This is a genomic window from Blautia sp. MSK20_18 (genome assembly GCF_020553125.1).
Lineage (GTDB): Bacteria > Bacillota > Clostridia > Lachnospirales > Lachnospiraceae > Blautia_A > Blautia_A fusiformis.
On record NZ_JAJCGR010000029.1, the window covers coordinates 1 to 14,692 of the forward strand.

The following is a 14,692-nucleotide window of genomic DNA, read 5'->3' on the forward strand; positions in this document are numbered from 1 at the left end:
TGGATAAATCCTTACTGGCTGTAAGGGATATTAACCATAAATATATTGTAGTAGAAAAGAGGAATATTTGCTCACAGTCAAGGATACCTCAGAATTAGATGAGCTTAAAGAAAAATATGCAATTGAAGGCGATTTTAGACAGAAGATTGCATTAAAAAAACAAATAGAAATTTTAGAAGAACAGAAACAAAAAATGGTACGAGCATTTCATAATGAAATGTCGACATTGGAAGAAGAGGCTGTAAATATGCAGAAGCAGTTTGCAGAAGATATATTGGTAAAAACACAACTGGTAACAAAGATAGTGATTAAGTTTTAGGAGGCTACCATGGAGAAAAAAGGTAAGTTAGAATTGACATGGGTTGGTAAATATGAGGAAGAGAAACTTGAACCAAGAATATTAATTGAAGATAAATCAAAATCATATGGTGATTCGAATACAGAAAATATGCTGATTCATGGGGATAATCTGTTGGCACTCAAGGCTTTGGAAAATAAGTATACGGGGATGATAAAGTGTATTTATATTGATCCACCATATAATACTGGAGTAGCGTTTGAACATTATGATGATAATTTAGAGCATTCCATTTGGTTAGGAATAATGAAAAAAAGATTAGAAATCCTTCGTAATTTACTTGCCGAAGATGGAACTATTTGGATTCAGATAGATGATGAAGAACAGGCATATTTAAAGGTATTGTGTGATGAAATTTTTGGAAGAAATAATTTTGTAAATATGATTTCTGTAAATATGAAGAATGTTGCAGGTGTATCAGGTGGAGGTGAAGATAAGCGTTTAAAAAAGAATTGTGAATATATTCTAGTATACGCAAAAGATTATTCTCTACTTCCATTATTTAATGGACCTTATATTTATACTGAAATATCTGAGTTAGTCAATCAGTATCAGAATGAAGGAAAAAGTTGGAAATATACCACAGTTCTAGTGAATCCAGGGGATAAAGAATATTTAGGGTCTACAGTTGATGGTGATGGAAATGAGATAAAGGTATATCTGAGAAAAAATCCTGAAATGATGTCGATTAAACAGATCGCACAGAGAGATGGTATTACTGTTGATGATGCTTATAGTAAATATGGAATAGATATTTTCCAGACAACAAATGCACAATCGTCAATTCGAACAAGAATTATGGATTATCGTTCAGAAATGGGAATTGAAGAAGATTTGATATCAATTGAGTATGTTCCCAAAACAGGCAAAAATCGTGGGAAAGTATATGAACAGTTCTACAAAGGGGATAAGTGTAGATTGTTTGTATGGTTAAGGGATACATCGGAAGTAATAGATGGAAAACTATTTAAAAAAGATTTGCAGGGAACCTATTGGGATATGAATGCTTGGATGAAAAATCTGACTAAAGAGGGAGATGTTGAATTCCCTAATGGTAAAAAGCCCGAGGTACTAATTAGGCAAATATTGGAAATGACAACATCAGAAAACGATTTGATCTTAGATAGTTTTTTGGGGTCAGGAACTACGGCAGCTACAGCACATAAACTCAATAGAAGATGGATAGGAATTGAGATGGGCAATCAAGCTTACTCGCATTGTAAAGTTAGACTTGATAACGTAATTGATGGTGAACAGGGAGGAATTTCTAAAGAGGTAGGTTGGCAAGGTGGCGGGGGATATAAATTCTACGAACTTGCAGAACCATTACTTGTAAAGAACAAAGTTCTTCCTGTTTATCAAATAAATCCATCTTATACATGGGATATGGTATGTGAAGCTATTTGCAAGATAGAAGGATTTACCTATGAACCATCTGGGGAGTTTCAAGGACATTCATCAGAGAATCGATTCATACATATCACAGAAGAATTTGTTAATACAAAGTATGTGATGTCGATAATGAAGAACTTAGGGGATAAGCAGAGTTTACTTATCTATTGTAAGAAAAATCAAGCTGACATGATTCTTCCAGAGAATGTGGAAGTGAAAAAAATACCAAAGGATTTATTGGATAAATGTAATTTTGAAAGTGAGGTGCAGGAATAATGAGTTCAGTAGATAAAATCAAATGGGCTATGAGCCTGCGTGAGCCTCAGTATGAAGCGCTACAATACTTTGATGCAATCAGTTCCAAGATTGAGTATAGAACTAGTTCAAAAGCTGAAGCAGAGAAAATAGCATCAGAGAATTGCCAAGCTCCACATACAATATCTGTAGATAAGGAATTTGATTTTCCATCATTCTGCTTTGATATGACAACCGGTATTGGTAAGTCCCGTTTAATGGGTGCATGTATTTATTATTTATACAAAACAAAAGGGTACAAACATTTCTTTATTCTGGCACCAGGAAATACGATTTACGACAAGATGCGTCGAGAGGCGGTCCCGGGACATCCAAAATACATGTTTAAGGGACTTGAAGCAGAGATGGGAAGACCCAAAGTTTATGATGGGGAAAATTATTTATCATACCCGGTAAGATATATCCAAGAGGAAATGGTGGTAGAAAAAACATCTGATATTCAGATATTTATCTTTAATATTTCAAAGATTTTTACTAGGGGAGATATTGAATTTAAATTTCACAAGTTTAATGAAAATTTGGGTGGCTCTTTTGCGGATGTGTTACGTTCGTTTGATGACTTGGTTATTTGTATGGATGAAGCGCATCGTTACTATGCCCCAGCATCAAAGAAAGCGATTAATTATCTGAATCCAGTGTTGGGGTTGGAATATACTGCTACACCTAAGAGTACAAATAAGAATATTATTTATCACTACGGATTAGAGGATGGAGCTGGGAAGTTTTTGAAGATTCCGGTTGTTATGGGAAGAACAAATACAGCAGGATATTCAGATGATGATATAGAGGAAATGAAGTTGAAAGATGGAATCAAGCTTCATGAGAGAAGAAAGTCCATCGTATATAAATATTGTATAGATAATCAATTAGAACAAGTAAAGCCAATTGTTTTGATAGCTTGTAAAGATACAACACATGCTAGAAAAATAAAAGAAAAAATAGATTCCGATGCTTTTTTTGGAGGTCGTTATGTTGGTAAGGTTATTGAAATTGACTCCAGCACAAGTGGTGCAGAGACAGAAGAAAACATTCAGAAATTACTAACCATTGAGAAAAATACCAATCCAATTGAGATTGTGCTGCATGTATATAAGCTGAAAGAAGGTTGGGATGTAAATAATCTGTTTACGATTATCCCACTTAATGCTGCAAAGAGTGATATATTGGCACTTCAAACTATTGGTAGAGGATTGAGGCTTCCTTTTGGTGAGATAACGGGTATTGAGGAATTAGATACCTTGGATATTGTTGCTCACGATCATTATCGAGAGATTGTGGATGATATCAAGAATAACCCTGTATTTAAGAAGAGAAATCTTGATGAGGAAGATATACCGAACACAAAAACAGTTATGGTAGAGCCAGCAGTTGAGAACCAGCAGATTTCATTATTTGATGAAGCGTTATGCGAAAGTAAAGTGAAATCATACCAAGATTTGAATAATGAAAATGTGGTGGAGAATCTGTTTGCTGAGTATCAGAAAGCATTTGTAAAGAAAGTAGCACCCAAGAAGTCCGAAAGTGATAGTAGACAGATGTCTATTTTTGATTATTTTGCTAACGATGCTGAAAAAGAAACAAATGATGGCACAGCATCAGATCACAAAATGACACAGACGGGCATGAGCACTGATGCAGTTGATACATCATTTACTGTACATCAGGGGGATGTTTCATTACAGATTGATTTACAGAAGTCATCTGGCAGTAAGAATGTATTGCCCTATGCAAAACAAGAGTTTATCAAGAAAGTTGAAGAGTTAAAGAAAGTTGCTATCTCTGTTCCAAAGATTGGAATTAGCTATAGTTCGACAATTACATTTAAGTCTTTTACTGTTAAACGAAATATTATGGATTTTGATGTTGCGGCATCGAGAATCGAGAGATATGACGCTGTAAATGGTAAGTTGCTGCAAGTGCTGGATGCAGATGCACTTATTGTAGAAAATCCTGAGAATATGCTTGCAGTTTCTTTATTGGAGAGTATTCCGGAGTTTAGTTCTGATGATGCAGAATTTATTCTTGAGGTGGTTGATCAGTATCTCGCATTAATCGAAGGTACGGATGAAGAAAAAAAGAAGATTGTCCGTAGATACGCAACTGTTATAGTAGAGGACTTAAGAAAACAGATATATGCGTCAAAGGAAGAAAGCACTGAGTTTGTATTTAACGTTCAGAAAGACCTTATTGTATTCAAATCATTTGCGAAGAATATGAAGGAAAATGGACGATTGAATTTTAAGAAGGAAGTGCCAGATAAGAAAAATATTAAGCAATATTTGTTTGAAGGATATAAGAAATCATACTATGCAGAGAATGCATTTGATAGTGATGATGAGAGAAGGTTGTCTGTGGTATTAGAAGAGGATTCAGAAGTTATTAGATTTATAAAGCCACCTTTGAATCAGTTAGGACTATTTTATAAGGCGGCAAAACAGTATAATCCTGATTTCTTAGTAGAGACGGCTGACAAGAAATATATGATTGAAGTGAAGGCTGTAAATCAAACAGATAATGAAGATGTACAGGAAAAAGCAAAGGCTGCAATTAAGTGGTGCGAATGTGCATCGCAGGTGGATGCGGACGGAAAGACTTGGGAGTACCGCCTAGTGCCAGGGGATAAGATTATAGTAGGTAATACATTCAAATATGTAATTGGTATGGCAAATCCTGTTGTAGTAGATGGAGAATAAACGGAGGTTGTAGATGGCTGATATAAAGGATTTTAAACATGCTATTGTTCGACAGAAGATTTTAGATGCAGTACGAAAAGACTTAATAGGACCAACATCAGATTGTGAACAATTGAATGAAGTACCAACGAGTAGTTATATTACGGGATTATTATATCCTGCTGATACAGATGTAACGGAAGATGAAAATTACAATGATGTAGAGTTTACAGAAAAGAATTTCGATGCTGATGGAGAAACTTTGGAGGCAGGAATTTTTGAAGAAGAGGAAGCAGAGGATAGAGTAAAAGGTGGTTTTCAGAAGCCGTCTTCTATAGGTGTGTCTTTCTATGTCTCTGATGATGTTCAAAAGGTTAATGCTTATATTAATTGGGGAAAGTATTATGCAGAACAGGTGCAGGGTGAAGTGATAGATGAAACCTTAGAAGAAGATGCAGAGAATAAGAAAAAGAAGAAACATACCATATATATTCGTGAGCAGATGAATGATGTTGTGGAAATCGATTTTAATCTGATGGGGCGTTCGAAGCAGATTCCACTTGAGTCTAATGGAAACATCTATATTTATGTTATGAAGATGCAGTTAGACAATGGATACAAGATGGTATCGGTTTATTTGCATAATAATGATAAGTCAGATGGCGATGAAAAAGAATATGCAAAGGTAATGTTCCAGGTGGAGATGCTCATAGCAGATGATTTAATGAGTCCTATTTTTGTACCAGAATATCTCTGTAGAAAAGTTGAATTAGAGGATGAATATTATTATAAAGGCAGACCAGTTTATGCAAGAGGAAGAGGTTGTGCTGCTACTTGGGAAAAGAAAGCAGAAGAGATAAATGCAACTGCTATAAAATCATCATTTATTCCAGATTATGAAATTCCAAGTGTAAGTGCACAGATAGATGATATGCCGGAGCATGCCTTTTCGATGCTTCAGATGGGCTCACCAAAGAAAAAGTCAGAAGTTATTCAGAATCTTCGTACATTGACAGAAATGTATGGAAGTTGGATTACAGATGCATTGACAAACGACGAAGCTATGCATGATGATAAATTTAAGGCAACAGGTCAGACTATTATTGATAAATGCAATGATGCAAATCGTAGGATGAATGCTGGAATTGATTTGATTGAAAACAATGATAAGGTATATCAAGCGTTTGTATTTATGAATCAAGCAATGTATTTACAGAGAAGTATTACAGCTTTTTCAAAAGATTATGGTAATGGCATTCCTTGCAGCTTAAGAGATTATATGACTGATATGCCAGAAAAAGGAAGAAAGAAAGATCACAGTGAGTGGAGACCATTCCAGATTGCATTTGTTCTTTTGAATTTGTATGGGATTATGGATGGTGAGTCTCCGGAACGAAATATTGTTGATTTATTATACTTCCCTACTGGTGGTGGTAAGACAGAGGCATATTTAGGGCTGATTGCTTTTACTATAGCATATAGGAGACTGACAGCTTCAGATGAAACTGATTATGAGAAAGATGGTGGAGTAACAGTATTTTTAAGGTACACGCTTCGTTTACTTACAACTCAGCAGAGAGACAGACTGATGCGTCTTATTGTTGCAATGGAACAATTGCGTGAGAAGAATGAAAAATTATATGGTAAGGAAAGAATTTCAATTGGATTCTGGGTTGGAGGTAATGTTACCCCAAATAAATTTAGCGAATACAGCGATTCTGATCAATTTAAGAAGAAAGAATTTATAAGGAAGCTTACAAAGCAGATTATTAAATGCCCTTATTGTGGTAAGGAAATCACACGGGATGAATATGACATCAATGAAAAGGGAAAGTATGTTAAAATTCACTGTGCAGATAAGAATTGTATGTTTTCGTTAAAAACAGGAAGAACCATACCGGTTTATCTTGTTGATGAGGAAATTTATGCAAAGTGTCCTACTGTGATTATTTCGACTGTAGATAAATTTGCGAGACTTCCATGGTCTGAACGAGTTGGTTTGCTATTTGGCAGAACAGATAGATATTGTAGTAGATGTGGACATATTGCTATTGGAGAAAAGCATGCAGGAAGACATAATGCAGATGTCGCAGCGGGATTGGAAAGGGCTGAAACGGTTGCATGTAAACCATTCTATCCTCCTGAGCTAATTATACAGGATGAGCTTCATTTAATTACTGGTCCTCTTGGAACGATTTATGGTGGATATGAAACTGTTGTAGAAGAGATGTGTTGTATTGAGAAGAATGGAAAGAAGATTCGACCTAAGTATATTGTTTCAACAGCAACTATTAGAAATGCTGGGGAACAGATTAAGTTCCTTTATGGGAGAAATGAATTTGCACAATTTCCGCCAAGTGGCTTTGATACAAGAGATTCATTTTTTATTAAGGAAGTACCGCTTCCAACTGAAAATTTAGTTGATGCTTCAGAAGAAAAAATCAGTAGAATGATTAGTGATGGAAAAAAGCCATTTCGTCAATATGCTGGTATATGTGCGAGCGGACAATCTGTAAAAACAACTCTTATTCGTTTGTATTCGATTATTTTGCAAACAGCACTAGATATAGCAAAGGAACCGGAATATGAGGATTATATTGATCCATATTACACATTGATTGGGTACTTTAATAGTATTCGAGAATTGGGTGGTGCAGTGCGCCTTCTTGACGACGATATAGCAAGCCGTATTCGTGTTGTAAAGAATAAATATAATAGCTCAGAACAGAGGTATCTCAGTTTTGAGGGAAAGAAGGAAATTACATCTCGCATACCTTCATGGGATATTGCGCAGATTCTTGAAAAGTTAGCAATTTCTTATGATAAAAACAAGGAGAAGCAAGGCTGTTATGATGTTGTTATTGCAACTAATATGATAGCGGTAGGTATGGATGTTGACCGTTTAGGACTTATGTCAGTTGTAGGTCAGCCAAAGCAGAACTCTGAATATATTCAGGCAACAAGCCGTGTGGGTCGACAGCATCCTGGAATTATTTTTACTGTTTATAATCCTTACAGACCAAGGGATTTGTCTAATTATGAGAATTTTGTTGGTTTCCACTCACAGATGTATAGATATGTAGAAGGAACTACAGCAACGCCATTTGCGGCTAGAGCTAGAGACAGAGTATTACATGCATTGGTAGTTTCTTTACTAAGATTACAGGTAGAGACGATGGCTGATAATGGTGGAGCATCAAACATTAATGATATTTCTGATGAACAAATCAAAGATATAAAAGACAAAATTCTTGAGCGAGTCAAGATAACTGCACCATCGTCTTATGTAGATACAGAGAAAGAAATGGATGAGTTTATCAATACTTGGAAGAACATTGCAAAAGACGAAAAGCTATATTATTTTGTTCCAGCAGTAGCTGATGATAAGAAGAGGCTGCTTACATACTATGGCGAATATTATGGAGACAAAGAAAAACCAACACTAAATTCTATGCGTGATGTTGAGCAATCATCAACAGTTTTTTATTGGGAGGGTGTCTGATGAATTTTTATAAAAAATTGGGCGAGATTCGTCCGAATCAGTTAATAACTACATATGGACCAGGCTCGATAATGGATGCTGTAAATGATTCATTGACAGTTTTAGATATAGAGTACTGGGATACTAACAATATTGGTAAAGAAATTAGAGATGCAAGATTGGCTAGTTATATGAATGTTCGACGATTCTTTATGCCAAAGACAGGTGGAAAAGAGGATATTCCAGTTGTGTCATTTCCATACTACCATGTGTGTTCAAAGGGAACATGTAAATTTTTATTTGATATGAGAGATTATTTTGATATGGACCAGTACAAAAAGAATCAAGGTGAAGTGAAATGCCCTAAGTGTGGATTTCCAGCATACCCTTCGAGATTTATAACAGTATGCGAAGATGGGCATATGGACGATTTCCCTTGGAGATGGTGGGTACATCATGGAGAAACAAGTTGTAAAGAAGATATGTACCTAAAATCAATGGGCAATACTTCATCACTTGCAGAACTCCGTGTTGAGTGTAATTGCGGTGCAAGGAGAGTTATGTCTGGAGCAATGCAGAAGGAAAAATTTGCTGGTCTATGCTGTTCAGGAAACCATCCGCATAGACCAGGAGCAAAGGCGAAAATTTGTAAGAAGAGTGTAATACCTAGCCAGCGTGGTGCATCTAATGTGTATTTTACAGTCACAAGAAATGCAATATCAATTCCACCTTGGACAAATCCTATTAATGATATCATGGGTGCACAAAGAGCAACTATTGAAACATTGGTAGAGGCTATGGGAGAAGAGGCAGGTCTTTCATTTGCTTATCAGAAGTATTTTGGAGATAAATATTCTTATGAAGACTTTAAAGCGGCCTATGATAGATTAAGCCAAAATATCAAAGAGTTTACTGAACTTAAAGAAATGGAGTATGCAGCTATTACGCATCATGAGGATGTCGAGTATCAACATGATGTTAAGTACTTCAAAGCAGAAGAAGTTGCTTTGAGTGAAAGTTTAAAAGAGTATATTTCTAGGATTATTAAAATACATAGATTACGTGAAGTACGAGTTTTGACAGGTTTTACAAGATTGGAAGCACCAGAACCAGAAGTGGATGAGCAGTCACATATCGTAAAATTGAAGTGCTCTTCGGGAGAAAAATGGCTTCCGGCAGTCGAAATCAATGGTGAAGGTGTATTTATTGAATTAAATAAGGAAAAAAAAATAAACCAGTGGATGCAGATAGAGACTGTGAAATCTCGTTCTGATAAATATGAGGAATGTTATGCAGCATATTGTCAGAAAAAAGGATGGGAGAATTTTAAACCAAGAAATGCAGAGTATGTGTTGTTACATACACTTTCACATATGTTGATTAAGGAAATGTCTATGCAGTCAGGATATTCATCATCTGCATTACATGAACGTATTTATAGTAGTGAAAATATGTGTGGAATTTTAATTTACACAGGTGCGGCGGATAAGGAAGGTTCACTAGGTGGACTTGTTGAACTTGGCGAAATGAATAAGTTTTTGCCACTTTTAAAAGGGGCATTGGAGAATGGTTTAACATGTACAACAGACCCAGAATGCTTTATGAAGAATCCGACGAGTGAGAGATTAAATGGGGCTGCCTGTCATTCTTGTACTATGATATCAGAAACTGCATGTGAAAATGGTAACCGCCTACTTGATAGAGCATTAGTTGTACCGGTACCGGAGCATGAGGAAATGGGATATTTCAGAGAATTGGTGAGAGATTTATGTGGAATACAAGTGTAAAAATCGAATATATCGCAGGTCTGATTGTAGATGCACTTGAAAATTATTCTGTTAATAGAGAGAATGCACAGTTTCGTCTTGTGATTGAAGAACTTAGAAATCATTTTACTAATTGTTCTGAACAAGAGATAACAGATATAATCAGCCTTTGTATGAAGATGTATTCGTCAAAGAAAATTGAACACGCAGAACTTGTTCTTACTGCACCAGATTCATTCCGTGTGAAAACATTAAGAACCAAAGATACAATGCGTAATATGATAGAGAATACGGAAAAGAGTCTTACTATAACTGGTTATTCAATCTCAGATTATTTTGCCGAAATGCTCGATGTTATTATTAAAAAAAGCCAGCAAGGAGTATATGTTCGTATATATGTAAATGATATAGAAAAGCAGAAAGAAGCACTTGACAGGCTGATGTCATATCGTTCGAGATTCTTACAGATATATGAATATCAAAAGCAAGAAGATGACAAGATGGCAGCATTGCATGCGAAACTTATTGTATCAGATGTAAAGAAATCACTGGTGTCGTCAGCTAATCTTTCATATCACGGAATGCAAGGAAATATTGAAATGGGATTCTTGATTGAATCCCATGATAAGGCAAAGCAGATAGAGGAAGTTATGAAAGAAATGGTAAGAATGAAGGTGTGTGGAAAATATCAATGAATTTTATACATTTTGAGTAATGCGAGGAAGAGAAAGTATGCCTATGTTTGATATACCGGAAGAAATAGATGAAATAAAAATAAAAAAAGATATAAATGATTTTATGAGAAAAATCCAAGAAGAGACAAAACCAGAAAAATGTATTCTTTGTGGAAAAGAACAGACTAGTTTTTGTAATTCTCATTCTGTACCTAAAATGGTGCTCAAGAATATTGCCAAAGCAGGTAAACTATATCATGCAAATAAGTTGATTGAAATACCTGTTGTAGACAAGGAAAAAGGTATAAGTAATTCGGGAACTTTTTATTTTATTTGCTGAGATTGCGATAGTAAGCTGTTTCAAGAGTATGAAAATGTAGATGCCTTACAAGAAATACCGACAGAAAAAATGCTGGCAGAAATAGCATTAAAGGATATTTTGCTAATGCTTTCTAAACGAAATCAGGAAAAAAGAATATATCAAAAAGGAAAACAGAAAGGTATTTTGCAAAATGTTGAAGTAATGGAAGAAATACAGCAACTTGATAATAAAGATTATATGGATGAATTGAATTTATATAAGGATGTTTTGTATAAGAATTCTTGCAATAATTTTAAGATTATCATGTGGAAAAAAATTCCATATGTAGTTCCGATTGCAACACAAACATTAGTAGCATTACCAAAAGATACAGAAGGTATTGAGATAAATAATATTTATGATATGAGACCAGAGGTAAGGATGCAAAACATTCATATAGGTGTGTTTCCGATGAATGACTATTCGATTGTTTATGCTTTTTATCATAGACGAGATAGGTTATATCGAAGACTGCATCATCAGATGAATTGCATGTCTCTTGCGAAGAAACTAGAGCTTATTAATTACTGGATTTTTAAATATACAGAGAATTATTATATATCACCCGAAATACAGATTGTGATAGATAAAGATGATAAATTAAAAGAACTGAGTAGGGAAAACAATGGAATGCCTAATCTTGGTTATGTTACAACGATGGATTTTCTGTTTCATAAGGATGAGATAAAACCGAGTGAAGTTACTAATCTATTAAGAGAAATGTATGCAGTAAAGAAATAAGGGATAACTATGGAAGATAATTTGGGCTGTGAAATAGAAAATTTTTTGATGTTGGACCATAACAGGACTTATTGGAATTATTAAAGCGATTATATAGATTTTTAGTGTTAGTTGTAAATGAACGTATGATGAGTAAGTATGTTCATAAGTACCTGACACCTTGAATTATTAATATTCAAAATGATATTGGATAAAAATATGTTTAGGAAAGAAAATTTTAAGTTCAATTGATAGAAATACACTTATTGTTATAATTTAAATAAAAAAGAAAGCAGGTGCAACACATGAATATGCAAGAGTTAAAGGAACTCATTTACCAAGGCGAAAAAGTTGATATAGAGTGCAAAAAAGCAGAAAAAAATGTACCAAAATCTGCGTATGAGTCATATTCTGCATTTGCCAATACAAAAGGTGGATATATCATACTTGGAGTAAGAGAAGATAAAACAAAGACTGATCCGAAGGAACGATTTATAATACAAGGAATAGAGGATGCGCCTAAGCAGAAAGAAGATTTTTGGAATACAATTAATGGGAATAAGGTGAATATAAATCTATTAACAGATGATGATGTAAAGATTGTCGAAGATGGCAGTATAAGTCTAATTGTGATTCATGTTCCTAGAGCTGATTTTAATATGCGTCCGGTATATGTTGGTGAAAATCCATATAAGGGAACATATAAAAGAAATCATGAAGGCGATTATCATGCGACAGAGCATGAGATTAGAGGAATGATAAGAGATCAAAATCCAGAGGGCAATGATAATCAAATAATTGAGTATTATACAATGGATGATATTGATAAAGAAACATTAAGAAAATATCGTCAGATTTTTGAAATCAGAAATGATGGTCATGTATGGAATGCTTTAGATGACAAGTCTTTTCTTGAAAAGTTGGGTGGCTATAGGAAAGATAGAAAAACTGGAGTAGAAGGCTTGACATTAGCAGGACTTTTGATGTTTGGTACAGGACAGGCTATCAGAGAACGCTTTGATAATGTTTTTATGGACTATCGTAATGAGAGTCAAGTGACAGCAGATATTCGCTGGAATGACAGAATTACCTATGATGGCACATGGGAAAATAACCTGTTTAATTTCTTTACCAAAGTAACACCTAAATTAACGGAGGACTTAAAAAAGCCATTTAAATTGGAAGGTGGCGTTCAGCGTATAGATGATACTCCGGTTCACAAAGCAGTTCGTGAAGGTTTTGTAAATATGATTATTCACGCGGATTACTTAATGGATGCAGGTGTGCTAAAGGTAATTAAGAGGTCAGACTCATTTGAATTTACAAATCCGGGAATTTTGAAACTTCCGCTTGAGGATATTTATCGTGGAGGCAATTCAAAGTCAAGAAATCCTCATATGCAAACTATGCTTAGATTGGTTGGATTTGGCGATAATGCTGGCTCAGGATTCCCGACAATTCTTGCTGTGTGGAAGTCAGAAGGATGGATAAAACCAGAATTGATAGAAGATACCAATCTTGATCAGGTGACACTTGTGATGAAGATGGAAAAGGAATCTGATGATAAATCAGCAGAAAAATCAGCAGAAAATTCAGCAGAAAATTCAGCAGATTTAAAAAACAGGGAAGGAATGGCGTTATCAGAAAGGCATCAGCAGATTTTAGCCATTATGGAGGCTGGTATTGAATATAGTACGGAACAGGTGGCAGAAAAGATAGGTTTAAAAGGTCCAAGGACAAGACAATTATTAAACGAATTAGTGAATAAGGAGTTATTGGCTTGTATTGGAACAACTAAAAGAAGAAGATATATTAAGCCTGTGGATTAAAAAATTTCAGTCTTATTATTGCTAAATATGAAATGCTGATAGATGATGGCTTGCCGATAATAGATAGGTGGTGGATAAGTGACAAATTCAGAAAAGCTGTTGAGTTCTTTTTCGGAAAATTATTTTTATAAAGAACTTGTGTATGCAGATTTAAAATTTACTCCTATAGGTGGAACAGAAATAGAGTTAGCAGATTTGATAATAAATCTCGAAGATATTATTCTTGCGATTCAACTAAAGGAGCGGAATGAAAAGGATAGGACGCAGGACAAAAATATAGAAGAGAAGTGGCTGAAAAAGAAATGCAAAAAAGCTAAAGAACAGATAAAGGATACGATTTCATATATTACTAGTGAAAAAGTCTCTTTTATAAATGCCAGGGGAAAGAAAACAATAATTAATCCGAATGCAGAGGTTGTTCCACTAGTGGTTTTTGAGAATGATAGTATTTCTGAATATGAACATTTACTTCGAAACCACACTAATGACGGCTTGGCAGTTAATTGTATGTCGATATATGATTTCAAACTTATGTGCAAGCAGTTGCTGTCCCCAATTGAAATCATTGAATATCTCAAGTGGAGGGAAGTGTTTTATAAGAATAATGGACCGATTAATTTGCTGATTACAGAAACTAATAACGGATTTGTTTTAAGTAAACCACAGAAGAATGAAAATTTGGTACAGCAATATTTATATGAAAAGTATGGAGAAAATGCGATATACGAAGACAGATTGTATTATGAACTTTTTAGGCAATATGTATTAGTTTTATATGAGCATAAGGAAATTGAATCGGAAATTAATGGATGTTATGAGGTAATAAAATTTTTGGCACATTTGTTTCGTGACGAAATTAAATGTTTTGTTGAAAGAACAGAAAAAGCACTTTTAATTGCAAAAACCAAGAAGTTCAATTTGGTAGGTACATTACGTAATGTACAGAAAGAATATGCTATAGTATTTACAGCAACGGAGCAGATACCATCTGAAAAACTGTTACCTGTAGTTTTTGAAAAACAAAAAGTTCATACCTTATTACAGGTAATAACATATTGGGTTAATGATAATGAGTATATGATAGACTTTGTTTTATGGCAGGGATAATAGAGAAGATTAATTAT

10 protein-coding genes are annotated in these 14,692 nt (G+C 34.7%); all 10 read left to right on the top strand.

Features of this window, described 5'->3' with window-relative positions; all coding sequences use genetic code 11:
* The first annotated feature begins 67 nt into the window (after positions 1-67).
* A complete protein-coding gene (locus tag LI091_RS14000; RefSeq protein WP_265191276.1) occupies positions 68-319 on the top strand; it encodes a hypothetical protein in 252 nt (83 codons plus the stop codon).
* A gap of 9 nt (positions 320-328) precedes the next feature.
* Positions 329-2,026 carry a site-specific DNA-methyltransferase gene (locus LI091_RS14005; protein ID WP_161209234.1) on the top strand — a complete coding sequence of 566 codons (1,698 nt, stop codon included), beginning with the start codon at positions 329-331 and terminating at the stop codon, positions 2,024-2,026.
* Positions 2,026-4,758 (top strand): DEAD/DEAH box helicase, encoded by a 2,733-nt coding sequence (locus LI091_RS14010; protein ID WP_173758075.1) that lies wholly within the window; start codon positions 2,026-2,028, stop codon positions 4,756-4,758. Before LI091_RS14005 ends, LI091_RS14010 begins: the two co-directional genes overlap by 1 nt.
* 13 nt (positions 4,759-4,771) lie before the next feature.
* Entirely contained in the window at positions 4,772-8,239 is a 3,468-nt protein-coding gene (drmA, locus tag LI091_RS14015; protein WP_161209230.1) for a DISARM system helicase DrmA, read from the top strand.
* Positions 8,239-10,005: a DUF1998 domain-containing protein gene (gene drmB / locus LI091_RS14020; RefSeq protein WP_021652668.1), complete on the top strand. Its 1,767-nt coding sequence runs from the start codon at positions 8,239-8,241 to the stop codon at positions 10,003-10,005. Before drmA ends, drmB begins: the two co-directional genes overlap by 1 nt.
* Complete coding sequence (locus LI091_RS14025) at positions 9,987-10,679, top strand: phospholipase D-like domain-containing protein (RefSeq protein WP_021652667.1); 693 nt, start codon at positions 9,987-9,989, stop codon at positions 10,677-10,679. The genes drmB and LI091_RS14025 overlap by 19 nt, the downstream gene beginning before the upstream one ends.
* A gap of 37 nt (positions 10,680-10,716) precedes the next feature.
* Positions 10,717-10,998 carry a hypothetical protein gene (locus LI091_RS14030; protein ID WP_044962198.1) on the top strand — a complete coding sequence of 94 codons (282 nt, stop codon included), beginning with the start codon at positions 10,717-10,719 and terminating at the stop codon, positions 10,996-10,998.
* A gap of 69 nt (positions 10,999-11,067) precedes the next feature.
* Positions 11,068-11,760, top strand: coding sequence for a hypothetical protein (locus tag LI091_RS14035; protein ID WP_021652665.1), 693 nt, complete (start codon positions 11,068-11,070; stop codon positions 11,758-11,760).
* A 284-nt stretch (positions 11,761-12,044) separates the two neighbouring features.
* Positions 12,045-13,568 carry an RNA-binding domain-containing protein gene (locus tag LI091_RS14040; protein WP_243148599.1) on the top strand — a complete coding sequence of 508 codons (1,524 nt, stop codon included), beginning with the start codon at positions 12,045-12,047 and terminating at the stop codon, positions 13,566-13,568.
* Positions 13,569-13,646: 78 nt separating this feature from the next.
* Entirely contained in the window at positions 13,647-14,675 is a 1,029-nt protein-coding gene (locus LI091_RS14045) for a hypothetical protein (RefSeq protein ID WP_021652663.1), read from the top strand.
* Positions 14,676-14,692 lie beyond the last annotated feature (17 nt).